This window comes from Cohnella cholangitidis (assembly GCF_014107495.1).
GTDB classification, from domain to species: Bacteria; Bacillota; Bacilli; order Paenibacillales; family Paenibacillaceae; genus Cohnella; species Cohnella cholangitidis.
In genome coordinates, this window is sequence record NZ_CP041969.1 from 4,401,585 (window position 1) to 4,424,316 (window position 22,732).

The window sequence follows — 22,732 nt, forward strand, 5'->3', positions numbered from 1 at the left end:
TTAAAGAGCGGTTTTGATACAATAAGTCGCAAGAAAGGTTGCTCCTGCCGCCAATCTATGGATGGGGGAAACGGCAGGTAGAATTTAGACGAGAGAGGAGAACACAATGAAACTTGTCAGCAGGATTGGACTTATTATCGTATTATTGTTTGCGCACGTTACGGTTTATGTCTCGAATGCAGCGCCGGAGGAAGGGGCTCCAAGCGAGTATGGCGAAGAACTCATAAGCAATGGTAAGTTCGATGGGGGAATTGAAAGCTGGGGAACCTATCCGGCTGCCGACGAGATCGGAGTCGTACCGTCGCCGAAGCCCGTAATCGGCCAACCCGCTAATCCCGTGCTCAAAATTCACACGGATGGCATACCCGTGAAGTGGGGAGTATCGGAAGCCCATCAGTGGGTAAAAGTGCAGCCTAATCAGCCATACACGCTCTCGGCGGACGTTTTCTTCGAATCGACCGTGGATGCCATGGTGACGATGCGAATCGATTTTTACGATTCGACTCTGGACCGCAATGCCCCTTCCAGCGCATTTATTTCCCATAAGTACAAGGATATTTATCATCCGAACGGCGGCTTTGAGACTATCACGATTTCCGGTATCGCTCCGGAAGGGGTGTATGAAGCCAAAGTCGAGTTCGACATTAAAGCTTTCGAAGCAGGTGCGAAAGGAACGACTTACGTCGATAACGTTCAGTTGCGTCATCTGTGGGCTCCAACGAAGTTAAGGGCAACGAATCAGACCGATACTTCTATTTCGCTAGAATGGGACAAGCCCGCCTTCGGCGGCCCTTATCGTTATGAGGTCTATGAAACCTTCGGAGAAAGGGTTGGAGAAGCAAAGAAGCCGGACGCGTTGATCGATTCGGTGGAGGGCACGACCTTCACATGGTCGGGATTGCCTTCCGCGAGCGCCGCTTCTACGATTGCCGCGCATTCGCTCTATGTCGTGGCCAAGCCTGTATCGGACTCGACTTTGAAGTCGGAGCCAAGCAATATTCTCCGCCTTGCGAGAACTAAACCCGACGGTGCGATCACGATTTTGCCGCTGGGCGATTCCATGACCGTCGGCATATACAACGGCGGAGTCGTACCGGGAGGTTACCGGGGTTATCTATGGGAATTAATGCAGGACAAATACTCCAATATGTTCTACGTGGGCTCCGAGAATTATAATCCGATTTCCGACGCCCGTTTCAACCCGGACCATGAAGGTCACTCAGGCTATCAGGTATCCAGGATGAACGATGAGCTGGTAGACGATCAGATCGCCGTATATGCTCCCGACTACGTCATCGTTCATGCAGGAACGAATAATATGTGGGACATTAGAAACACCGACGAGGAGCATATGAAAGAAGAGCTGCTCATGCATATGAACGAATTATTGGCCAATATACGGAGAGCTCTTCCGAATACTTACGTGATCGTCGTTTCCATCCCGGGCATCTATGAAGATCGGGACAACAACGGCGCCTATGAGCTGCTGCCTGTTATTGCGGCTTATAACCGTAATTTGAAAGAGTTGGTCGATTCGTTAAACAGCCAAGGCCATAAAGTCGGATTCGTGGATATGGGAACGAGGGTATCGGCACAGTATTTCGCAGATCCGGACAACGATCATATTCATCCGAATGCCGCCGGGTATAAGGTCATGGCGGATATATGGTACGACGCTTTGGATGCGGTCATTACGACCGGGGACGTCTCGGGAATGTACCCCGGGAAGCCCCTGCTGAAGCCTCCTGTGCTGAATTCGCAGGATACCTCGGTCTCCTTGTCCTGGGATGCGGTCGCCGACAACATCGGCGTTGACCGCTACGAAATCTTCCGGAATAGCGAGGAAACTCCGATTAGCGTGACAACCGTGACTTACGGGGCCATTGCGGGACTAGCGCCGGATACCTCCTATGATTTCTCGGTAGAAGCGATTGACAAGGCCGGCAATAGAACCCGCAGCAATCCGCTTACGGTAAAGACTACGGCGCTTCCCGACGTAAGTCCGCCAACGGCGCCGACGGAACTGTCAACGGCCCATCTCGCGCACGATAGCGTTACGTTATCTTGGTTGCCGAGCGCCGATGACGTTGGCATTCGCGAATATGAAATCATGTACGGTAGCAAAACCGTTAGCGTTGCTAGCGCCGTCTATGGCAATGACCAAAAGCTCAGCCATGTGATTAAGGGCTTAACGCCGGAAACTTCATACACGTTCTCCGTTAAAGCGATTGATCATGCCGGGAATCCGTCTCCGAGCGGCACGCCGATCACTGTCGAAACGCTGGCGGCGCCGCCGGCAAATCTGCACGTGGCCGAGAAGTCCGTGACGAGCGTAAAGCTGGCATGGACGCCTACGACAGATAAGGATGGGATTAAAGGATACCGGGTCTATAAGGACGATTCGTTGCTGACGACGACTTCAGCGGCTTCCATTACGCTTAATGACCTGGTTCCAGGCAAGACATATACGTTCAAAGTGACTGCCGTCGATCAATTGGATAACGAAACGTTGCCATCCAACGTGTTGTCGCTCGCGAACGTTCTGCAGCCGCCGACGGGACTTGCGATGTCGAGCAAATCCTACAACTCGATCAAAGTTCTCTGGTCGCCGGTCGAGGGAGCTACGGGATATAACGTATATATCGATGGCGTAAAGAAAGCTACGGTAACCGGAACCGAGTATTTGGCGCAAAATTTGATTCATAATACGAAATATTCGTTTGCCGTGCAGACCGTATTCGGTGCCAATCTGGAGTCCGCGATAGGCGATCCGATCGAGTTCATGACCGATCCCGTCCCAGAAGTTCCTAGAGGATACGGGGGAGGCGGCGGAGGCGGCGGGGGTTCGGACAGCAAAGGAATCGTGGAGTACAGCAAAATAGACAAAGGCATAAAACTGCGGTTCGTACCGGACGTCCTGTCGGCCAAAATTTCGTTAAACGGATCTGGCGATCAATGGTTGCTAGAGGTTCCGTCCGATAAGCCGTTCGATCGATTGGAGTTGGAATTGAGCGGAGAAGTGCTGAAGCTTGCGGCGAGCAAGCAGAAGCCGATCGCCATCCAAATCGGAGCTCTTACCCTTGAAATTGCCCCGGGCTGGTTGAAAACCGAGAACCAGGATAAAGTCGCGATTAATGTCTTCATTCGGGGTCTCGAGCAAGATGCCGCGGCAAAGAAGCAGTCGCTTAAGCCGTTATCGTCGGGCTATGATTTCGAGGTCAAGGTGAACGGGAAGGCTGTAGCATCTTTCGATAAACCCGTTAAGCTTAAGATTAAGTCCAATAACGCGCAAGGCTTGGAAAGCCCGGGCTTCTTCTCGCTTGATGAGTCCCAAGGCAAATGGATTGCGCACGACAAAGCGAGCGCGGTTGGCAATCAAATGACTTTGGAAGTGTCTCATTTCTCCGAATATGCGGTTCTTGCGGAAGGAAGCCAGACACTTAAGACTTTCTCGGACATTGTCTCCCATTGGGCCAAGGAAGATATCGAGTTCCTTGCTTCCCGTAACATCGTCAAAGGGTTGTCCGACGGACGCTTTAATCCGTCCGGAGAAGTGTCCCGAGCGGAGTTTGCAGCCATGCTGGCCCGAGCTTTCAAGCTGAACGCGGGGAATGGAAGCTTGCCGTTCGAGGATGTCGCCGACAAAGCCTGGTATCAAGCGGAAGTGAAAGCGGCCTACCAAGCCGAATGGATCCAAGGAATCAGCGGAACCCGCTTCGCCCCGAATGATCGCATTTCACGCGAACAGATGGCGGTCATGATCATGAAAGCTTATTTGCATGAGACGAAGGGCGCTCTGAAACCGGAGGATGCCGAAGACGATCTGCCATTCAAGGATGCACCTGATATTAGCAGCTGGGCTAAAGAGTATGTCCGCTTGGCATCGGAACAGAAACTCATCCAGGGCATAGACGCAAGCTTCAAGCCTAGCTTGTACGCCGATCGCGCGCAAGCGGCGGCCATGATTAGCCGGCTTCTTAAGCTTTTGGATAAGCAGTAACTAATCGAACAAAGGTGAGGCTGGACGGAATTTATATTCCGCCCAGCCTCTTTTGCGCGACGCTGAACTTGGTCGTTTCGGGAGTCTTGCCTCTTGCGCAAAGGCGGAAACCTGCACATGGACTGGATTAAGCCGCTGGGAGCGGTCTAAAGGGCGGAAAGAAAATAGAACCTACAGCTGGCACCTTATCGGACAATCCGGAGGCGATGTCAGCTATAGGCTCTAACGAACGTCAAAGGAGATGCGTACCCATCTTCGCAACCAAGCGGACAGGAAGGGCAAGCGAACGATTACGCTTCCCCATGAAACCATCCCTCGGCTGGCCGAGAATATCGTGCGGTTCTTCCCTCCGTTGCTTTTCCGTTCGATGGACGTCAGCTTCCCGATAATACGGTCGAACGGGACCGATTGATCGGGATGGAGATTCGTATCTCCCTTGCAGATATAGCTGCGATTCGCGAGAGTTCCTTCCACCCGAACGAGCCGATGGCCGATCAGCAAGCCGTCTCTATCCCCGAATAAGAGGATGTCGCCGACACGCAAGTCCGATTCATTCGCTTGAGAGAAATGACATTCATCCTTGGGGCGAATGACCGGGTACATGCTATATCCGTTGGAAGGAATAATCATCGATCCGCTAGAGGCGATCAGCTTCTTGGCAAGGGTTAGAGGGATGTTAAGCAACATTCTCGATCAGTCCGCAATCGATGAGCTGGGCCGCGAATACGAGAATATCGTTTCTGGCTTGCTCTTCGGAGATTCCGTATTCATCGATCATCGCTTGCGCGAGCCGATCCAATCCATCGCCGGCTTGAATGCGGGCGTATATCCAACCGCCGACTTCGTTTAATTTGGTAATCAAATATTTCTCCGCATCCAACACGATCCATTCGCCATCCATTTCTACCGCTTCCGTATGATTCGCGCATTTCCACATTAAGAGATCCTCTCCCAGAACAAGTCGTTTTTTTGAAACTTAAGGCGATAGCCCGATACTTGCTGGGCAATCTTGCGGCACATGCCTAATACCTTAAGGGTATCAGCGGGCGTATGCGCCCAGTAGAAAATTTTGTCCATTAATCGCAGCACGGTTTCGGCTGGCGGAATGGGTATCCGTTCGATGTGCGGCGATTGCTCAAGCAGGTGAATTCCGGCAAGCTTCCGGCTCTTCTTATCGTAATTAGAGACGGAATCGCTGCGGAAGGGCGAATCGTAGGCGACGATCGCGTCAGGCTCGATCTTGATGAGAGTAGCTTCGTCGGATAAGATCTCTCTAGGCTTGGAGAGCATGGCTACCGTAGATTTGCCGGCTCCGGAAGGGCCCGCGAACAGGTAAGCTTTGTCGTCGCTGACAATGCACGAGGAATGAATCATGAGTCCCCAGCCGTGATGAACGATAAAGGCGCTGAACAAGGTCATCAAACCGTGCTTCAAGGCGAGTTCGTCATGCACTTGCAGCTTGGCTTCCCTATATGTGCTGATCGTCTCCAGCAGGAAATCCGCTCTCTCGTACAGGACGAGGTCGCCCTCCTTGCGAATTTGCACGTTGAAGTCTATGAAAGGGACGCCGTAGCCCTTATGGATATTGATATACATATCCGGCGCGGTTACGCCCCAGAGATCTTGGTTAATGACCTTGAAATGAATCGAGGTCCATTGATGTACGGACTCGTCGTTCGTGCTGACGAGCACGAAATGATCGCCGATTTGAAGTTTGTTGATATACATGGTTCACGCTCTTTTCCTGGATAGTTCAATAAAGGTTGGAATAAAACAGGGGCGCGCTTGCGCCCCTATTTGCCCTGTGCTCGCTTCCTAGTGGCGTCCTGGTCTGCCCGGTCTGCCGGAAATATGAGTTTCGAAAACAAAAGCGCTTTGCTCGATTACTGCCGGAGCGGAGTATGCTTTTTTCATAGGATGGGTTCACCTCCTTTCATAGAGTCTGGCGTATCTTCCGTTGCGCTGCAGCAATTCCTCGTGCGTTCCGTGTTCTTCAATCCTGCCTTGATGAAGATACAGGATTCGATTCGCTTCGCTTACCGCGGATAGGCGATGGGCGCTCATCAGCACCGTGCGGTGCATCATGAGGCGGCTTAACGCTTCCTTGACCAAAGCTTCGGATTCCAGATCGAGCGAAGACGTAGCTTCGTCGAGCAACAGGATGGGCGCGTTCTTCAGGATCGCGCGGGCGATCGTAATCCGCTGCCTCTGCCCCCCCGATAAGTCGCCGCCCCGCTCCCCGATTACCGTCTCGTATCCATACGGGAGCTTCATAATAAAATCATGGGCATTGGCGGCGCGAGCGGCTTCCACGATGTCCCGGTCTGGCGCCTCCGGCCTGCCGCCGGCGATATTCTCGCGAATCGTTCCCGTGAACAGATAGGGTTCCTGAGGAACGTAAGAAATATAGCTTCGCCATACGTCCGGGTTCGCAAGAGCGAGCTGCTCGTTATCGAAGCTGATGCTCCCTTGGGACGGCTGCAGCAGTCCCGCGAGAAGCTGCAGCAAAGTGCTCTTGCCCGAGCCGCTGGGACCGACGATCGCGACGGTGTCTCCGGCAGGTATGAACAGGTCGATGCCGCTAATGGCGTTGCCGCCGTTGTCGTATGCGTATTGAAGGCGGCGAAGCCGGATTCCTTCGTTCAAGGATGGAGGCGGCACGTAGACGGGCATGCTCTCCCGGTCCGGCTTCTCGTCCAGCACGTTCCATATTCTCTCGACGGAAGCCAGCGACTTCTGCAAGCCGCCCCATTGCCCGGCAATTCCCGAGAACGGGTAAATCATATATTGAATGAGCGTAACGAAGGCGAACAACGAACCGATGGACAGTTTGCCGAGCGCTACGAAGTAAGCTCCCAATCCTAGGCTGAAGAAGAAGGCGGTAAGGGACAACATCCCCGAACCGGCATGAAGCCAACCTAGCAGCCTGGCTTCCTTGCGTTCCATCGTCAATACGTCGTTGCAATAGGAATCGTAAGATCGCGACAGCTTGCGCTCCATGGAGAACGCCCTCATCACGGAAAATCCGGAAAAAATATCATGGAGCAATGCGTTTACCCTGCCTAGTTGAGATTGCAGCGATCGTCTATTGTCCCGGACTCTCTTGCCGAACAAGCCGCCGATTAACAATGCGGCAGGTCCTAGCAGAATGCAGATGAGAGCCAATTGCCATTGAATAGCCAGCAAGTAAGCGAAGGAGGCGGCAGCCAGCAACGGCATTCGAATCAAGTTGAGCAAGTTGGGCCCGATCGCTCCTTCGATGCCGGTGACGTCTTGGGTTAACCGGGATACGAGATCGCCGGAGTGATTGGCCGAGAAGTAACGGGTAGGCAAGCGCAGCATGTGGTCTAATAACGTCTGCTTCAAATCTCTCCGTATTCGGTTAACCGTCTCGGCCTGCAGCACGGATTCGTAGAAGTCCGATAGGAAGGCGAGGATGACGATGCCGGCGCCCAAAACCATTAACCACACGATGGTGCCGACTTCGCCGGCGATGGCGGCATCGGCGGCCCGGCTCACGAACCAAGAGAAAAATAGCGTAAGCCCGATATCGAATAACATCAGCGAGCCGAGCAGGCCGTAAATTTTGCGATATTTCGCGATGTACGGAACGAGTCGGACGAAAGGCCGCTTCATTTCGTCGAATCCGAGAAACTTGCGCATCCGGATTCCGGCCATCGCGGAGCTTTTGGCCATGATGAGAATGACACGCATAGACTTGCTCTCCTATGCTCCTCCGAATATTTTGCGGAGGCGCTGTTTGTATAGCCGGTAGTAAAGCTTAGGCAACGATGCTGGAGGACCGGCGGCATCCAAGCTGTAGCGGGCGTAGGACCTCGAAGGGAATACCGTTTGCCAGAGATAGCGTAATCGATATTTCCATGAATCCATGACGGCCAACGTATAGAGGGTTCTCCAAGCCGGATGGGGCAAGGCTGGCTGCCTAGTATATAGGAACGGATTTTTCGGTTCGAAAGGAAGCTTCTTCAACCGATTCAATTCCGGGAAAAGCCGATAGGTCGTCGTTAACGCGGCTATGACCCGTCTTCTCGTGCGGTCCGATTCGGATTGTTTCCAAATCCAATCGATGTCGATATTTTCATGATCGCTATGCAGGAGCTGGTACAGATCCAAGGCATGCTTCAGGGAATCCATTTGGTGGCTGGCTCCGTGCAAACATAGGGAATAGAAAGTATAAGTCGTTCCCAAGGTTCGGGCCTTCTTATAGCCGACCATAGGCTCCGAGCTCTCCCAAGCGGCGGCCATATTCATCCGGGAAGTGCTTCCGGGAGCGAAACTCCAGTGGAGCTCCACCGGAAGAGGTTCCGGGAGACCGGGCATCGTTTTCACCCATTCCCGATGATAGTGTTCCGGGTTCTCCTCAAGCGGAGTAGCGTAACCGGCTCTGGCAATGCAGACAAGGGCCGTTCTCATGTGCTCCGGTTTAATCAGCAGATCGATATCCGATGTGCCGCGCGCGGCGAAATGCCCGAAATATCGTTCGGCAAGCGTAGTCCCTTTGAGCGGGATGACGGGAATGCCGTTTTTATCGAACTCGCGAAGCAACAGTTGCGTTTCGTGTCGAACCAGCATGTTTTGCAGAAAGCAGGCTTGATAGATTTGCGAGAGCTTCTCCCGGAAAAAGGAGGGGACGTGCCACAAGCGCCCGCTTGATTTTAATAGGGAATAGACCTGAGAGCCGATCGAGGCTTGTACGATACTCTCCAACATTTCTTCATAGTCCTTATCCGAATAGTCCATAGAGCCTTCGGCGTCGTACAAAGCTCTTAGAAAGAGGATAATCACGGCTTGTCCAACTCCTTGAACGAGACTTTCTAACCACACTTTAAGATACATTTTGTATCATGTCAAGACTAAAAATGTCACGTTTTGTATCTGGAGCGGACGATGAAAAAAACATTGACATGCTACTATATGTATCATAAATTAGATAAATAAGATACGATTTGTTTCAATAACGATACAAAGGAGAGGTAGGAGCATGAAGGGGATTTTATTGGCTGGAGGAAGCGGGACTCGGTTATATCCGTTAACGAGGGCGATGTCGAAGCAATTGTTGCCGGTTTACGATAAACCGATGATCTATTATCCGTTATCGGTGTTTTTGCTTGCGGGGATCACGGACATTCTGATTATATCGACTCCTGAAGATACGCCCAGATTCAAACAATTATTGGGAGACGGTTCGGATCTGGGAGTTTCCTTCTCTTACGCCGTTCAACCTTCCCCGGACGGGATAGCGCAGGCTTTCCTGATTGCCGAATCGTTTATCGGGAAAGAATCCGTGGCCTTAATTCTAGGGGACAATTTATTTTATGGGAACGGAATGCAGCTCATGTTGGACCGGACGGTGAGAAGGAAAACGGGGGCGACGATTTTCGGCTATTACGTCAACGATCCCGGCCGTTTCGGAGTCGTTGATTTCGATGATGCGGGCAAAGTAGTCTCAATAGAAGAAAAGCCGGCAAACCCTAAGACGAATTATGCCGTAACGGGACTATATTTCTACGATAACCGCGTCGTGGAAATCGCCAAATCCATTCAACCGTCCGCGCGCGGAGAATTGGAAATTACGGATATTAACAAAGCGTATTTGGAGAAAGGCGATCTGCACGTCGAAATCATGGGACGGGGATTCTCGTGGTTGGATTCCGGGACGCACGAATCTTTGCTCGAAGCCTCGCAGTTTATCGAGACGATCGAAAAAAGGCAAAGCTTGAAAATCGCCTGCTTGGAGGAAATCGCTTATCAGAAGGGCTACATAACGAGAGAGCAATTGCTCAACCTCGCGGAGCCGATGATGAAGAACGAATATGGCAAATATTTGGCGTTCACCGCGGAGTACAGCGACAAGAAACGGAAGACGTTGCCGATCTCCGTGTCCAGCGCGAATATGCTGAATCCGGAAACGGTGTGAGCCTATCAATAGGTACAGAAGCAGGCGGGACAATCCCGCTTGCTTCTTTGTTATCCATGATTTCAAATCATCGCGATGGGTAATGATGGTATAATGTCCTTATGTGCGGACAACCGCGACACATTATGAGACGGCGAGGGTAAGCGAATGATCGCGCTGGGGCTTTGTATTCTATTGTTATCCTTTATCTTTCAAGCGGCAACGATTTTGGTACTCGAATTTCGCAGACCGGCGCATGCCACGGCGTGGCTGTTCATCTTGTTCCTGTTTCCGCTTGTCGGCTTTATTCTTTATTATTTCTTGGCTACGGAATTCCGCAGAAGCCGCAAGGCTCGCCGCAGGGGCAGCTTGGATCAGCGCCGCAGGGCGAAGCTGCTGAAGCTGAGCCGGAACGTGATGAGTCCCGATCAGCTTCCGGCATCCGAATTCTCCTCCCAGGCCAGGTTGTTCCGGGCGTTGCTCAAGCGAGGGGAACTGCCGATATCGGCTCGTAACCGAAGCGATATATTCAATAACGGCATGGATACGTACGAGGCGATGCTGAAGGCGATCCGAAGCGCGAAGTCCCACATCCACTTGTCTTCCTACATCGTCAGGGACGATGGGGTCGGCAGGGATTTTCAACAGGCGTTGATTCTCAAAGCCCAACAAGGCGTGAAGGTGAAATTGTTATACGACGGGATCGGCAGCATTAAGCTAAAGGATTCGTATGTTCAGACTTTGCAAGAGGGGGGCGTGGATTGCGCCTGCTTCTTCCCGCTAAGGCCTTCCTTTCTGAAGAAAAGGATGAATTACCGGAATCACCGCAAAATTATCGTAGTGGACGGGCTGGTCGGATTCATCGGGGGCATTAACGTAGGGGACGAGTACATAGGGAAGCATCCGCGGCTTGGTTATTGGAGGGATACCCACATTAAGCTGGAAGGGGATTCCGTCTATTGGCTGCAAGAAGTGTTTCTGAAGGATTGGGCCATCGCGACGGGCGAGAAACCGGATGATCCGGATTTCTTTCCCGAGCACGACTGCCGGCATGAAGAGCCCGTGCAGATCGTTCCGGCTGGACCTAACCGTAGAGGGGACGCGATCCATGATTCCGTGTTCGCGATGGTGTCGTCCGCGAAGGAAAGAGTGTGGATAACGACGCCTTATTTCATCCCGAGCGCCAGTATCGCGATGGCGTTGCACGATGCGGCAATAAGCGGGTTGGACGTCAGAATCATCATTCCCTACGTTCCGGATACGTGGCTCGTACACTTCGCGACGATGTCCTACGTAGAGGAGATGATGCGGTCCGGAGTTCGGGTATGGCAGTACAAAAAAGGTTTCGTGCATGCCAAAACGCTCGTGGTGGACCGGTTCGTATCCGTCATCGGTTCGGCGAACATGGACCTGCGCAGCTTCTATAGCAACTTCGAGATTAACGCCCATCTATTCGATCCTGCTGCCATTACCCGGGTGGAGCAAGACTTTATGCAGGATTTGGCGGATAGCGAGGAAATTAATTTGCAGAGGTTTCTGAAGCGCTCGCGCACCCGGAAAGTGAAGGAAGCTTTGGCGCGAATTCTGTCCCCATTGCTTTAGCCGTTATCGCTTGCGTAATTGATCGAGGATCGGGGCGAGCGATTGGCGGGGAGCGGCCGCAAGCAGGTCTCCCCGTGTGCGCAGCCTTTCCTTGATGTTCAGTAAATGAAAGTCAGTCGGCTTAACGTCCTGGCGTACTTCATCCCAAGCTAACGGAGTCGAAATCGTAGCGCCGGGCCGGGCGCGCGGGGAATAGGCGGCAGGCAGCGTCTTGCCGGCGTAATGCTGCAGATAGTCCAAATAAATCCGATCCCCCCGATCCTTCTTCAACCTTTCCACGGTGAACAGCCGGGGATTTTTGGCGACCAAATATTCCGAGAGAAACTTGCCGAATTGCCGAAGTTGATCGAAGCTCGGTCCGCGCTCGATAGGCATGACGATCTGTATGCCGGTAGCGCCCGAAGTTTTAGGTACCGCATGGAGCCCTAACGAGCGGAGCAAATCGCCGACGAGCGAGGTTGCTTCCATCAGTCGCGGCTCATCCTCCAGCGTCGGATCCATATCCAGCATCCATGCATTCGGCAGAGGCTGGTCTATTTCGTCCGAGGAGACGTGGAATTCAAGGCTATACAGGCTTCCCATCCACAGTAAAGCAGGCACCGAATCCAGGACGACATAGCGGATGCTGCCGTCCTTGGCGGTGCGAACGAACTCGGGAGTCGGCTCCGGACAGTTTTTCTGGTAGAAGGAAACGCCGTGTATGCCTTCTGGATAGCGGATCGTGGTCAGATATCTTCCGGCGGAATAAGGGAGTAGATAAGGAGCAAGCTCGGCTAGCAGTTGTACGTATTGCAGCTTCGTTATGCCGACTTCCGGCCAGATCATCTTATCCGGGTGGGAGATCGGCCATTCGAAATCTCCGAGCCTTACGATCGTACGGGATTGGGCCATTCGCTATCCCCTTGTCGTCAGAATGCAAAGCAAGTGTTGCTGAACGTGCCGAACTCGTAGCCCCGGTACAGGACTTGCGCTTCATCCAAGCTCTTCGCGCCGCCCATGGCGAGATAGAGAGGAACGAAGTGCTCCGCCCTTGGTACCGCGCGGGCAGCGTATGGGGCCAACTGCTCATAGTTGACGAGAGCCTGCACGTCTTGGCGCTGAATGCGATCGATCAGCCAATCGTCGAACTCGACCGCCCAGCTTTCCGGATGCTGTTGGCCGAACTTGATGTAATTGAAGTTGTGGACGGTAGTTCCGCTGCCGATCACGAGAATGTTGTCCTCTCCTAATCCGCGTAATGCTTCGCCGATGTTGAACTGCCGGGAAGCGGGCAAGAAAGGATTAACCGATACGGTAACGACGGGAATGTCGGCATTGGGATACATATGTCTTAAGAACACCCAAGCGCCGTGGTCCAACCCTCTTCTATTGTCTCTATTGGACGGAATCCCATGCGCGCGAAACATTTGCTCCAGCCTCTCGGCTAATTCCGGCGAACCCGAAGCGGGATACTTGATTCGGTACAACTCCTCGGGAAAGCCGTAAAAGTCGTATATCGTCTCCAAAGGGCCGTCGGCGAACGAAACGGTGGTTACCTTTTCCTCCCAATGGGCGCTATAAATAACGATCGCTTTCGGGGTATAACGGGTGCCTAGATCAGCCAAGAAACGGGTATAGTCGGATTGCTGGGTAATCATCATAGGCGAGCCATGATTAATGAATAGCGTGGGTAACATAGGTTGTTTCCCTCCATTTTTATTACTTTTTTTCATATACTTACTTTATGTAACTTAGTGTATAATCATTATTAGGTTTCGTCAAGTACACTCTTGGCGTATAATAATAAAGGACAGAAGCAGAGTGGGGTGATGATCATGGACCAACCGCAAATGTGTCCTCGGTTCGAGAAAGCGATGGAGATCTTAAGCAAACGATGGACGGCTTTGATCGTCTTTCAGTTGCTCTCCGGTCCCCAGCGTTTTGCCAGAATCGAGAGCTCGCTTCCTAACTTGAGCGGCAAAGTGCTGTCGGAGCGGCTCAAGGAGCTTGAGGCAGAAGGAATTATTCAGCGGGATGTCTATCCGGAAACGCCGGTGCGAATTGAGTATAAATTAACGGACAAGGGGTACGCGTTAGCGCCTTTGTTCGACAACATCTCGAGCTGGTCCAGCCAATGGATCCGGCTGTCGGAACAAGCGGACAACGAGGCGTGAACCGAACAGCGGCCTTTTAGCTCGTTCCTGCGCGCCATTAACCGTCTTCGGTTGCCATTGGGCAACATGGAGGCGGTTTTTTAATGGATGCGGATGGGCATAGTTAACGGTAGCCGATATGTTGCAGAGGGAGGGAAGGTCAGTTGGAGCTGAAGCCGCTAATTCCGTTTGAGCCTATTTCGGCCAAAACGATACCTTCGGGAGACGGCTGGATTGCCCAAATGAAATGGGACGGGGTTAGAATGTTGTTCTATTATGACGGGCAAACGTTGAGATTGATCAACCGCAGGCTTAACGACCGAACGCGGCAGTATCCCGAATTCGCCGTGCCTTCCGCCTATTGCACCGCTTCTTCTTTTATTTTGGACGGAGAAATGATCGCTTTCGATGCAAGCAAGCCTTCCTTCCAAGAAGTGATGAAGCGGGACAGTTTGCGCCATGAAGGAAGCATCAAGCGGGCAATCATGGGAACTCCGGTTACCTATATGGTTTTCGACGTGTTGTTCGCAAACGGCGATTGGGTAATCGATTTGCCTTTGCGGCAGAGACAGCAATTGCTAACGGAAATCATTAAGCCGCAAAATCAGGTGCAACCGGTTACGAGCCATGCGGATGCCGGTGCCCTGCTGGAAGTGATGAGAAGTCATGCGATGGAAGGAATCGTGCTTAAGCAATTGGAAAGTACTTACGCCATTAACGGAAAGGACAATAGATGGCGGAAGATCAAGCTCTTCTACGACTTGTATGCGGTCATTGCCGGCGTGATCATTAAGGATAACATCGTCCGGTCTGTCCAATTGGGCTTATACGATGAGGACGGTTCTTTACGCTATATCGGTCATGCCGGCATGGGAAAGCTGACCGTTGGGCAACAGCGCGAACTAACGGCGATGGCATTGGAAGCCGAGGGAGCCGGTATGCCGTTCTCGAACCGACCGGAAAGGAGCAAAGAAACGCAATGGATTGCTCCCTCCTTGGTCGTGAAAGTGCAATACATGGAGTGGACCTCGAACAAGACGATGCGGCATCCGACGATTCAAGCGCTCGTTAAGGATGTTCCGATTACGGAGTGCTCGGTCAAGCAAATTTAAGCAGGAGAAGATTTCAACGAACGAATCAACCTTAAGGAACGGCGCCTTCCGTCTTGCGGCCGCGGGTGCCGCGGGGCTTGGCTTTGCTTCGATCGCCGGCCGTGTCGGTCGCCGCAGGCGCGGCAACCGCGGGAGCCGGCTTGACCGCTTCCAAGCTCGCTTGCAGCGCGGCCATGAGATCGATGACGTTCGTTCTCTCGGCGGCGGGCGCGGTGACGATATCGGGGCCTTCTCCGGAAATTTTGCGCTGGATCGCTTCCTGCAAGCCGATTCGGTAATCGTCCGTATATTTGGCAGGGTCGAACGGGGTTGAGAGTTGTTCGATCAGCATCTTCGCCATCGAAAGCTCGCGTTCGTTAACCGTTGTTTGTTCGGGTAAATTGGGCACTAACTGGAGAGAGCGGATTTCGTCCGGGTAATGCATCGTTTCCATGCAGATGCAGTTGTCTACGGCGCGTATGGCCGCCAAGCTGCTCTTGCTGCGTATCGCGATTTTGGCGATGCCGATCTTGCCGGATTGCCGCATCGCTTCCAGCAATAAATTGTAAGCGCCGGAGCCGGCTTGATCCGGCGAGAGGTAATAAGCCTTCTGGTAATACAGCGGATCGATCTCCGTCAGATCGACGAAATCCAGAATTTGAATCGTCCGCGTATTCTCCGGTTTAATGGCGTCAAGCTCGTCGGAGTCGAATAACACAAAACGGCCCTTCTCGTACTCGTAACCTTTGGATATTTCCTCCCGCTGAACTTCCTTTTCGCAATGCGGACAAGTACGAACGTTGGCGATCGGAGTGCCGCATTCTTTGTGAATGAGCCTCAAGTGAACGTCTTTGTCCTCGGTTGCCGTGAACATTTTGACCGGAACATGGACTAAGCCGAAGCTGATGGCGCCTTTCCAAACGGTATGCATGGGCAGGATCTCCTTTGCGGCTTTGCTTTCTCGTAAGCAGGTAGTTTTTTTGAGTTCTCCTTTTAACGTTCCCACTCCGCATGGAAATCAACCGGGCAGGGAATATTGGAAAAGGTCGTAAAGCCAACTAGCGAAGGGAGATCACGAAATTGGATACGGAAGAGAACTTGCAAGCAAGCCCGGATTCGATCCATGAAGGAAGAGACGTCTACGACATGGACGTAGATCGCATGATCAACGAAGGTTTAGGCGGGGGTCAAGTTACGCTTCAAAACGGATTAATATCGGAAACGACAACGGGCACGATGGAGGAGGACACGCCATGAATGCGCAACGAGCTAAAGAGATTTACGATTCTTCCGAAAATATCGCGGTACAGCTGGATGACGGGCAGTCGGTGTGGATCGAGAAGGTGGACGTCGCTAACGGAGTCGCCACGGTGCAAGTTGGACAAAGTCCGACCAATACGCAGACCGTCGGCGTAGATCGGTTAAAAGAAGCTACCCACTAGCCGCTGTTTCAAGGCGCATGAAGCCGTATTCGGATAACGATCGCGGGGATGAAGCTTACTTTTTGAAAGCGGACTTGGGTCATGCTACAATGAAGTAAGTTCCATTATATCCCTTAAGGAGTGATTGTTATGTACGATATCGCTATCATCGGCGGAGGTCCCGCAGGAGCGAGCGCGGCAATCTTCACGGCGAAAGCAGGCAAGCAAACGCTTGTGATCGACAGCGACCAGAGCGTAACGAAACGCGCGTGGGTGGAAAATCATTATGGAGCGGAAGGGATTACCGGGCCTGATTTGGTTGCGATCGGCAAGAAGCAAGCGACGAAATTCGGAGCGACGTTCGTCACCGCCAAGGCAACGAAGCTAACGGCGGGAGACGGATTCATTACGATCGAAACCGATGGCGAAACGTACGAAGCCGGCCATGTCATTCTTGCGACGGGCATGCTCGTCGATCTAGCCGAAGCTAGCGGCGTTCGCACGAAGCCGGGTACGGAGCCAAGAATCAAGTCGATTATCGAATGTACGCCGGAAGGCAAATCGAGCATCGATAACATTTGGGCCGCGGGAACCGTAGCCGGGGTCAGCATGCACACGATCATTACGGCCGGGGATGGCGCCAAAGTCGCGATTAACGTCATTAGCGAGATCAACGGCGAAAGATATGTCGACCACGATGTTCTGAAGTCTTAAAAAAGGGAGCTCCTACAACCGATTCAATGGTTGCAGGAACTCCCTTTGTTGTGCTATACGGCTGTTGGATCAGTCGGATACTCGGGAAACCAACAGTATAGTGCCGCGAGGCGGTACTAAACCAACAATGCTGGACCCAAAAGCCCAATTCTACCGGATAACGGCGGGATTGGTCTTTTTATTCTGGCTATTCATAATTAGGCAATAAATTCTTGAACCCAGACGCCGTTGTAATAGGCGACGCCGATTGTCGTGAAGTTCGGGCTGAGAATGTTCGCGCGATGACCGGAGCTGTTCATCCACGCGGTCATGACTTCCTGCGGGGAACGCTGTCCTTTGGCGATATTCTCGCCTGCGTAACGAAAGCTGATTCCGTATGTCTTCATCATGTCGAACGGCGAGCCGTAAGTGGGGGAGTTATGGTCGAAGTAACCGTTATTGTACATGTCTTTGGCTTTGTCCAGCGCCATTTTCGTCAGCGTGGCATTAGACATCTTCAACGGGCTTAGACCGGCTTTCGCGCGCTCTTGGTTAACGATCGTTACGACTTGGGCAGCGTAAGCGGAAGTTGCCGTCGTACCTGTTCCCGCTGTACCCGTACCTGCGCCGGATCCCGTACCTGTGCCAGTGCCAGTACCCGTGCTAGGTTTGCTAGGCGTGGTCGAATTACCGTTTCCCGTATTGCCCGTGCCGGTAGTCGTTCCCGGTTTCGTGACGACGGGAGTTTGTCCTTGCATGATTTGTTGCAGGATCGTATTCAGATCGAAGCCGAGGCGGCTTGACAACTGCGATACATTTATGCTCGCATACGTAGTGTTTACCGTCTTGTTCGCTGCGGATGCAGCGCCTACGCCGGTAGGGATGGCCACTGCCAGAGCTAACGTGCCTAATATTAGAGTCTTCTTGAGACTATTCCGATTGTGATTATTCATGCTGATGAGTTCCTCCCTTTGATTGCCTGCGGAGTCGTGTCCGAGGTGGACTTAGGCTTGGAATATCTCAAAGTCTATCAGCACTATTAGGCGAATTCATTTCATAAATAATTCCATGCGGAAATGGAAATCGGGGCTTTTTACTGTCGTTGCGGCGGTTTCCGGCTCTCTATGAGATTTTCATAATCTAATATTTACGACAGAATTCAAGCAGGATTTTCCAGTAAAAAGGCGAATATACATTCGTATATATGCTTGGTAATTATCCGAAGTTAGGAGATGCGCGATGAGTTTCGAAGTTAGAGTGGCATGGAAAGAACCGTTTCAGGCAGTGGGCCAGAAAATTCGTTATTCACCGGACTATCGTAAGTCGGCTCCGGATAATGAGATCAGCAAGCTCTGGGTTCGTTTTAGCGCTCGCGGTGACGAGATTCGCGATTTCAACGGCAGAAGCTACGGAATAAGCCTAATCGATCAGTCCTATGTCCCCGGACAAGCTTTTGATTACATAGCCTCCGCTGGCGTTACGGAAATCGGGGACGTTCCCGAGAACATGGTCGCGCAATCAATTCCCGGGGCGTTGTATTGCGTCATAACGCGGAAAGGTCCGATCCAAGAAATCGGTCTAGCCTATGCCTATTTTGAAGAGACATGGCTTCCGGATTCCGACTACGCTCGCGACTCCGGGGCATTAATCGAATTATACGACGAGCGTTATCGGGGAAACGATAATCCGGAATCGGTCATGGAGTTGTGGTTCCCTATTCGCAGAAAACAACCATTGCCCATCGAGAATCGGGTAGCGAGCTTGTTCGTGCACGTAACCGATCTGCGCAGAGCCGCCGAGTGGTACTGCAAACTGTTGGGGCTGCCTGTTCTGGAGGAGAGGTTAAACGGAGGTCCGGTATACTGGTTCGATTTGCCGGGCACCGGCCTTGTTCTCGACTCGGATGCCGGTAATGAGAGCAATCCGAACTGGCGGCATGAGAAACCGTTGGTCATGCTGCCGGCGTCGGACATCGATCGGGCTCACGCGTATATTCGGGAGAAAACGGAAGTTTTTTCCGAGCCTCACCGGTTCGGATCGATGGCTTATTTTAATTTCAGCGATCCGGAAGGGAATGCCGTAATGGCTTGCTGGACCAAAGACAGTCCGGAATATGAGCTTCCGAAGACGGACAGTCCGGTACTCGCCAGAATAGGCGGCGCATTCGTCAACGTACGGGAGATGGGTGCCTCAGCGGCCTGGTATAATGAACTCCTTGGTTTGCCGCTGGACGAGCAAGCGGCCGAACAGTCGGTTTATTCCGTTCCGGTGACCCGCGGGGCTGCTTTGTTGTTGGATCGTAATCGTTATCTCAAGCAAGAGCCGTTCCGTATCCTATTCATGTTCGATACCGAGAATATTGCCGCGGCGCACGAGTATGCGGCCACTTGCCGGATGGAATTCCACGGCGAACTGGAGACGTACGGGCACGTATCTTTCTTCGTCCTGAAAGATCCCGATGGCAACCTTATCATGGTATGCCAGTCTTCAGGGACGGAATGAGGAGGAAACTGGATGGTTAAATCATTGGACGAACAGGCTTACTTACGGGCACGGGACTTTCTATTAACGAGAGCAAGGAAGCTGGAGGCGGCCTTGTTCCGCTATGAATTCGAGCAAGGGACATGGGATGAAGCGCTCCGTGAACTGATGAAATTTCAAAATGGAGACGGAGGCTTCGGCAATGCTTTGGAGCCGGATCTTCGGAGCAAGGAATCATCCGCGTTGGCCACGACGACCGCTTTGCAAATCTTGCTTGAGACGGGGCGACCGGACGAGGAGGTCATCCATCGAGCTCTGCAGTACTTCATAGCTTCGTATGATGAGAAGCAGCTTGGCTGGGATATTATTCCGCAAGAAGCGGAGCAGGCGCCAAGGGCGATTTGGTGGGAATACGGGGCGTTCAAGGATCACTGGGGCAATCCGAACGCGGAGATCGTCGGATACTTGAATCTTTTCCCCCCGGCGGGCGTTTCGGATCTGGCAAGCCGGCTGAATACGTATGCTTCCCGATATTTGCGGGAGATTTCCGACAGGAAAGAAATGCATGAAATGTTATGCTTCGTCCGTTGGGCGAGTACATTGCCTAAAGATTCATATGATGAAATCAGCGGCAAGCTCGATGAATTTATCGATAACTGCGTCGTCGCGGATCCGAAACAACGCAATGGTTACGGTTGTGCTCCCCTGACGATAGTGAATTCGCCCGATTCCAGATATTACGGAAAATACGAGAACGTCATTTCCGGCGATTTGGATGCTCTGATCGAAGCTCAAGGAGACGACGGGGCTTGGTCGCCGAATTGGGCATGGGGAAGATACGAGCAGGAATGGGAAACGGCGCGGGGAGACTGGCAAGGCGTATTAACGTTAAATGCGCTGCGCACGTTGCGCAATTTCGGGCGACTGGGCAATAAAGTCAAATGGACCCGTACGGCGGAAGCCGCGCGGGTCTTTGCATGTTCCGGCATACCCCGATATAATGAAGGAACAAATGACGAGAAGGGGAAACGCCGTGCTGCCATTGGATGAATTCGGGCTTATTCGGGCCTGGACGGAAGGCCGCCAGTCCATGCAGTTCCTTGCGCAAGCAGGCGTTACGGTAGGGATCGGCGACGATGCGGCCGTCGTTGCCGGCTCATCGGGCGAAGAGTGGCTTTTGGCCATGGATACGATGGTCGAGGAAGTGCATTTTCTGGATACGACCATGAGCGAGGCGGATGTCGGGTATAAGGCTCTCGCGGTCAACGTTAGCGATATCGCGGCGATGGGCGGGATTCCGAAGTTTGCCCTGATATCCGTTAGCATTCCTCCTTCATGGCAACCCGAACGGATGAAGCTTTTTTACGAAGGATTGTATGCCTGCGCTGATCGTTACGGAGTGGCCGTTATCGGGGGAGACACGACTTCTTCGCCGCAACATCTCGTCGTATCCGTAACGGTCGTCGGGACGGTCGAGGCAGGACGGGCCATCCGGCGAGACGGCGCTCAACCGGGGCAATTGGTTTTTCTGACCGGACCGACCGGTTTGTCGGCGGGGGGGCTTCACGGTTTGCTGGATAGATCCTCGAAAGACGGGTCTGGCGAGCATCTTGGCGAGAAGCCTTCCGTTCCGCCAAGGTTAGTGCAAGCCCATCAGAGGCCGATCCCCTCCGTGAAAGCCGGAAGGATTTTGTTGGCGCAGGGTTGGGGAGCATCTCTTAACGATGTTAGCGACGGCGTGGCCAGCGAGGCATGGGAGATCGCCGAAGCTTCAGGCGTGAGGCTTAGTTTAAAGGAAACGCAGTTGCCCTTATCCGGGGAGCTGGCCTCTTACGCGCGCGATCAGGGTTTGGATCCGCTGGAGTTCGTGCTGTACGGCGGGGAGGATTACGTTCTTCTCGGCACGGTCGATCGGCAGCATGAGCTAGCGATGAAGGAACATTTTCGCGCGGAGGGTATACCTTTGTTTTTCATTGGCGAAGTGGAAGAGGGGCAACCGGGCGTTGTCATGGAAACCTCGTTAGGCGCAAGCAGGCCGATAAGCAAACGGGGTTATAATCATTTTCCGAAGGGGTAGCGTATCACATGCAACGGAATGAAACGAGCGGTTCGAAGGGCAACTACGTTCTGGAAGCTGCTACCGAGATCAGCACGGTACAGTTCGCCGAAGCTCTGGCTAAGTTTGCGGGACCGGGCGACGTTATCGCGCTGGACGGAGATTTAGGCGCTGGCAAGACAAGGTTCGCGAAGGCATACGCGGCCGCGATCGGCGTCGAAGGAATCGTGAACAGCCCTACTTATACGATTATTAAAGAATACGAGGGAGCGAAGTTCCCTTTTTACCATATGGACGTTTATCGGTTATCCCTGGAGGAAGCCGACGAGCTTGGATTGGACGAGTATTTTCACGGAAGCGGAGTCACATTGGTCGAATGGGCGTCGTTGATCGAGCCTATTTTACCTCCTGAACGGTTACATCTTTTCATAGAGACGACGGGGCCGGAATCGCGAACGATCGCTTGCCGCCCGGTCGGGCGGAGATATGAACTATGGTGCCGCGAATTAGAGCTGAAACCGATTGAGAAGGAGGAGCCTACGGCATGACAGCACGGGAAAACAAGGTTGAGAACGGCTCGGCGACGATGCTGAGCTTCGACACTTCGACGGGGGCTTTCGCGGCGGCAATCGTAAGGGACGGGAAACGGATAGATTCCATTGTCTCCTTCACCGAACGAAATCATTCGGTAAGAATTTTATCTGAGATCAAGGAGCTCCTGAACCGCAACGGGATACAAGGCAAAGATTTGGATGCTATTGCCGTAGGACAGGGGCCGGGCTCCTATACGGGAGTCCGTATCGCGGTGACGGTGGCCAAAACGTTGGCTTGGACTTGGGACAAGCCGCTGATCGGCGTATCCAGCTTGGAATCATTAGCTTACGGGGCGTGGAATTCGTTGCGCAAGCCGGATGACAACCGGGCCGATGATCGAGCGATTTGGATCGTCCCCCTTATGGACGCAAGACGCGGCCAAGTCTATACTTCCCGTTACGAGGCAACGACAACCGGGGGATGGAGGGCTGTCGATACGGACGGCATTCGGTTGATCGCGGATTGGGCCAAGCGAATCGAGCAAGAAGCCACGCTTGATTCTAATGTTGCAGAAGTTTGGTTCGTGGGGGATATCTCTGCTCATCAAGCCGCGATCGAGCTCGCGGAGCAGTCCGGAGCCCGGCTTAGGACGATGAGCTTCGACATGGACGCGGAAGCAGTCGGACAGCTTGGGGAGTTGCGGTTCCGGTTAGGCGAACGGGATGATATTCATACATTCGTACCTAATTATACGCAATTGGCGGAAGCGGAGGCGAAGCTGCTTGCGGCTTCAAAGGGAGAGTAA

The 22,732-nt window shown here is 52.8% G+C and carries 22 protein-coding genes; 13 read left to right on the forward strand and 9 right to left on the reverse strand.

Going from position 1 to position 22,732, the window contains the following annotated elements; translation table 11 throughout:
- Window positions 1-106: 106 nt before the first annotated feature.
- Window positions 107-4,000, forward strand: a complete 3,894-nt coding sequence (locus FPL14_RS20280) for a fibronectin type III domain-containing protein (RefSeq protein ID WP_182299470.1) — start codon at window positions 107-109, stop codon at window positions 3,998-4,000.
- Between the two features lie 222 nt (window positions 4,001-4,222).
- On the opposite strand, the gene FPL14_RS20285 is transcribed toward FPL14_RS20280, so the two are convergent.
- From FPL14_RS20285 to FPL14_RS20305, 5 genes are all read right to left on the reverse strand, one after another.
- Window positions 4,223-4,687 carry a S24/S26 family peptidase gene (locus FPL14_RS20285; protein ID WP_182299471.1) on the reverse strand — a complete coding sequence of 155 codons (465 nt, stop codon included), beginning with the start codon at window positions 4,685-4,687 and terminating at the stop codon, window positions 4,223-4,225.
- On the reverse strand, window positions 4,677-4,937 hold the full coding sequence (locus FPL14_RS20290) for a PqqD family protein (RefSeq protein ID WP_182299472.1): 261 nt from the start codon (window positions 4,935-4,937) through the stop codon (window positions 4,677-4,679). The genes FPL14_RS20285 and FPL14_RS20290 overlap by 11 nt, the downstream gene beginning before the upstream one ends.
- Window positions 4,937-5,728: a hypothetical protein gene (locus FPL14_RS20295; protein WP_182299473.1), complete on the reverse strand. Its 792-nt coding sequence runs from the start codon at window positions 5,726-5,728 to the stop codon at window positions 4,937-4,939. The genes FPL14_RS20290 and FPL14_RS20295 overlap by 1 nt, the downstream gene beginning before the upstream one ends.
- A 195-nt stretch (window positions 5,729-5,923) precedes the next feature.
- Complete coding sequence (locus tag FPL14_RS20300; protein WP_182299474.1) at window positions 5,924-7,714, reverse strand: ABC transporter ATP-binding protein; 1,791 nt, start codon at window positions 7,712-7,714, stop codon at window positions 5,924-5,926.
- Between the two features lie 12 nt (window positions 7,715-7,726).
- Complete coding sequence (locus tag FPL14_RS20305; RefSeq protein ID WP_182299475.1) at window positions 7,727-8,806, reverse strand: nucleotidyltransferase family protein; 1,080 nt, start codon at window positions 8,804-8,806, stop codon at window positions 7,727-7,729.
- A gap of 196 nt (window positions 8,807-9,002) precedes the next feature.
- On the opposite strand from FPL14_RS20305, the gene rfbA reads away from it, so the two are divergent.
- Both rfbA and cls read left to right on the forward strand, forming a co-directional pair.
- A complete protein-coding gene (rfbA, locus tag FPL14_RS20310; protein ID WP_182299476.1) occupies window positions 9,003-9,938 on the forward strand; it encodes a glucose-1-phosphate thymidylyltransferase RfbA in 936 nt (311 codons plus the stop codon).
- Between the two features lie 147 nt (window positions 9,939-10,085).
- Window positions 10,086-11,519, forward strand: coding sequence for a cardiolipin synthase (cls, locus tag FPL14_RS20315; protein ID WP_182299477.1), 1,434 nt, complete (start codon window positions 10,086-10,088; stop codon window positions 11,517-11,519).
- Between the two features lie 3 nt (window positions 11,520-11,522).
- Here cls and ligD read toward each other — a convergent pair whose 3' ends face one another.
- The gene (gene ligD, locus FPL14_RS20320) at window positions 11,523-12,410 is read right to left on the reverse strand and encodes a non-homologous end-joining DNA ligase (RefSeq protein WP_182299478.1); all 888 of its coding nucleotides are present in this window, start codon (window positions 12,408-12,410) and stop codon (window positions 11,523-11,525) included.
- Between the two features lie 17 nt (window positions 12,411-12,427).
- Window positions 12,428-13,195 (reverse strand): DODA-type extradiol aromatic ring-opening family dioxygenase, encoded by a 768-nt coding sequence (locus FPL14_RS20325; protein ID WP_182299479.1) that lies wholly within the window; start codon window positions 13,193-13,195, stop codon window positions 12,428-12,430.
- A gap of 138 nt (window positions 13,196-13,333) precedes the next feature.
- On the opposite strand from FPL14_RS20325, the gene FPL14_RS20330 reads away from it, so the two are divergent.
- A complete protein-coding gene (locus tag FPL14_RS20330) occupies window positions 13,334-13,672 on the forward strand; it encodes a catDE operon transcriptional regulator CatR (protein WP_182299480.1) in 339 nt (112 codons plus the stop codon).
- 143 nt (window positions 13,673-13,815) lie between these two features.
- Window positions 13,816-14,763, forward strand: a complete 948-nt coding sequence (locus tag FPL14_RS20335) for an ATP-dependent DNA ligase (protein ID WP_324617824.1) — start codon at window positions 13,816-13,818, stop codon at window positions 14,761-14,763.
- 31 nt (window positions 14,764-14,794) lie between these two features.
- Here the strand turns inward: FPL14_RS20335 and ku are convergent, their stop codons facing one another.
- On the reverse strand, window positions 14,795-15,673 hold the full coding sequence (ku, locus tag FPL14_RS20340) for a non-homologous end joining protein Ku (protein ID WP_182299481.1): 879 nt from the start codon (window positions 15,671-15,673) through the stop codon (window positions 14,795-14,797).
- 149 nt (window positions 15,674-15,822) lie between these two features.
- Between ku and FPL14_RS20345 the strand changes: the two genes are divergently transcribed.
- The 3 genes from FPL14_RS20345 (at window position 15,823) to FPL14_RS20355 (ending at window position 16,877) form a co-directional block, all read left to right on the forward strand.
- Window positions 15,823-15,999 (forward strand): hypothetical protein, encoded by a 177-nt coding sequence (locus FPL14_RS20345; protein WP_182304226.1) that lies wholly within the window; start codon window positions 15,823-15,825, stop codon window positions 15,997-15,999.
- Window positions 15,996-16,184, forward strand: a complete 189-nt coding sequence (locus FPL14_RS20350; RefSeq protein ID WP_182299482.1) for an H-type small acid-soluble spore protein — start codon at window positions 15,996-15,998, stop codon at window positions 16,182-16,184. Before FPL14_RS20345 ends, FPL14_RS20350 begins: the two co-directional genes overlap by 4 nt.
- A 129-nt stretch (window positions 16,185-16,313) precedes the next feature.
- Entirely contained in the window at window positions 16,314-16,877 is a 564-nt protein-coding gene (locus FPL14_RS20355; protein WP_182299483.1) for an FAD-dependent oxidoreductase, read from the forward strand.
- Between the two features lie 197 nt (window positions 16,878-17,074).
- On the opposite strand, the gene FPL14_RS20360 is transcribed toward FPL14_RS20355, so the two are convergent.
- Window positions 17,075-17,809, reverse strand: a complete 735-nt coding sequence (locus FPL14_RS20360; protein WP_182299484.1) for a CAP domain-containing protein — start codon at window positions 17,807-17,809, stop codon at window positions 17,075-17,077.
- Between the two features lie 286 nt (window positions 17,810-18,095).
- Between FPL14_RS20360 and FPL14_RS20365 the strand changes: the two genes are divergently transcribed.
- From FPL14_RS20365 to tsaB, 5 genes are read left to right on the forward strand one after another with little or no spacing between them, the layout of a single operon-like run.
- Window positions 18,096-19,358 (forward strand): GyrI-like domain-containing protein, encoded by a 1,263-nt coding sequence (locus tag FPL14_RS20365; protein ID WP_182299485.1) that lies wholly within the window; start codon window positions 18,096-18,098, stop codon window positions 19,356-19,358.
- A 12-nt stretch (window positions 19,359-19,370) separates the two neighbouring features.
- Window positions 19,371-20,387 (forward strand): hypothetical protein, encoded by a 1,017-nt coding sequence (locus tag FPL14_RS20370; RefSeq protein WP_182299486.1) that lies wholly within the window; start codon window positions 19,371-19,373, stop codon window positions 20,385-20,387.
- The gene (gene thiL, locus FPL14_RS20375; protein WP_182299487.1) at window positions 20,350-21,414 is read left to right on the forward strand and encodes a thiamine-phosphate kinase; all 1,065 of its coding nucleotides are present in this window, start codon (window positions 20,350-20,352) and stop codon (window positions 21,412-21,414) included. Before FPL14_RS20370 ends, thiL begins: the two co-directional genes overlap by 38 nt.
- Before the next feature lie 8 nt (window positions 21,415-21,422).
- Window positions 21,423-21,941, forward strand: coding sequence for a tRNA (adenosine(37)-N6)-threonylcarbamoyltransferase complex ATPase subunit type 1 TsaE (gene tsaE, locus FPL14_RS20380; RefSeq protein WP_182299488.1), 519 nt, complete (start codon window positions 21,423-21,425; stop codon window positions 21,939-21,941).
- Window positions 21,938-22,732: a tRNA (adenosine(37)-N6)-threonylcarbamoyltransferase complex dimerization subunit type 1 TsaB gene (gene tsaB, locus FPL14_RS20385; protein ID WP_182299489.1), complete on the forward strand. Its 795-nt coding sequence runs from the start codon at window positions 21,938-21,940 to the stop codon at window positions 22,730-22,732. Before tsaE ends, tsaB begins: the two co-directional genes overlap by 4 nt.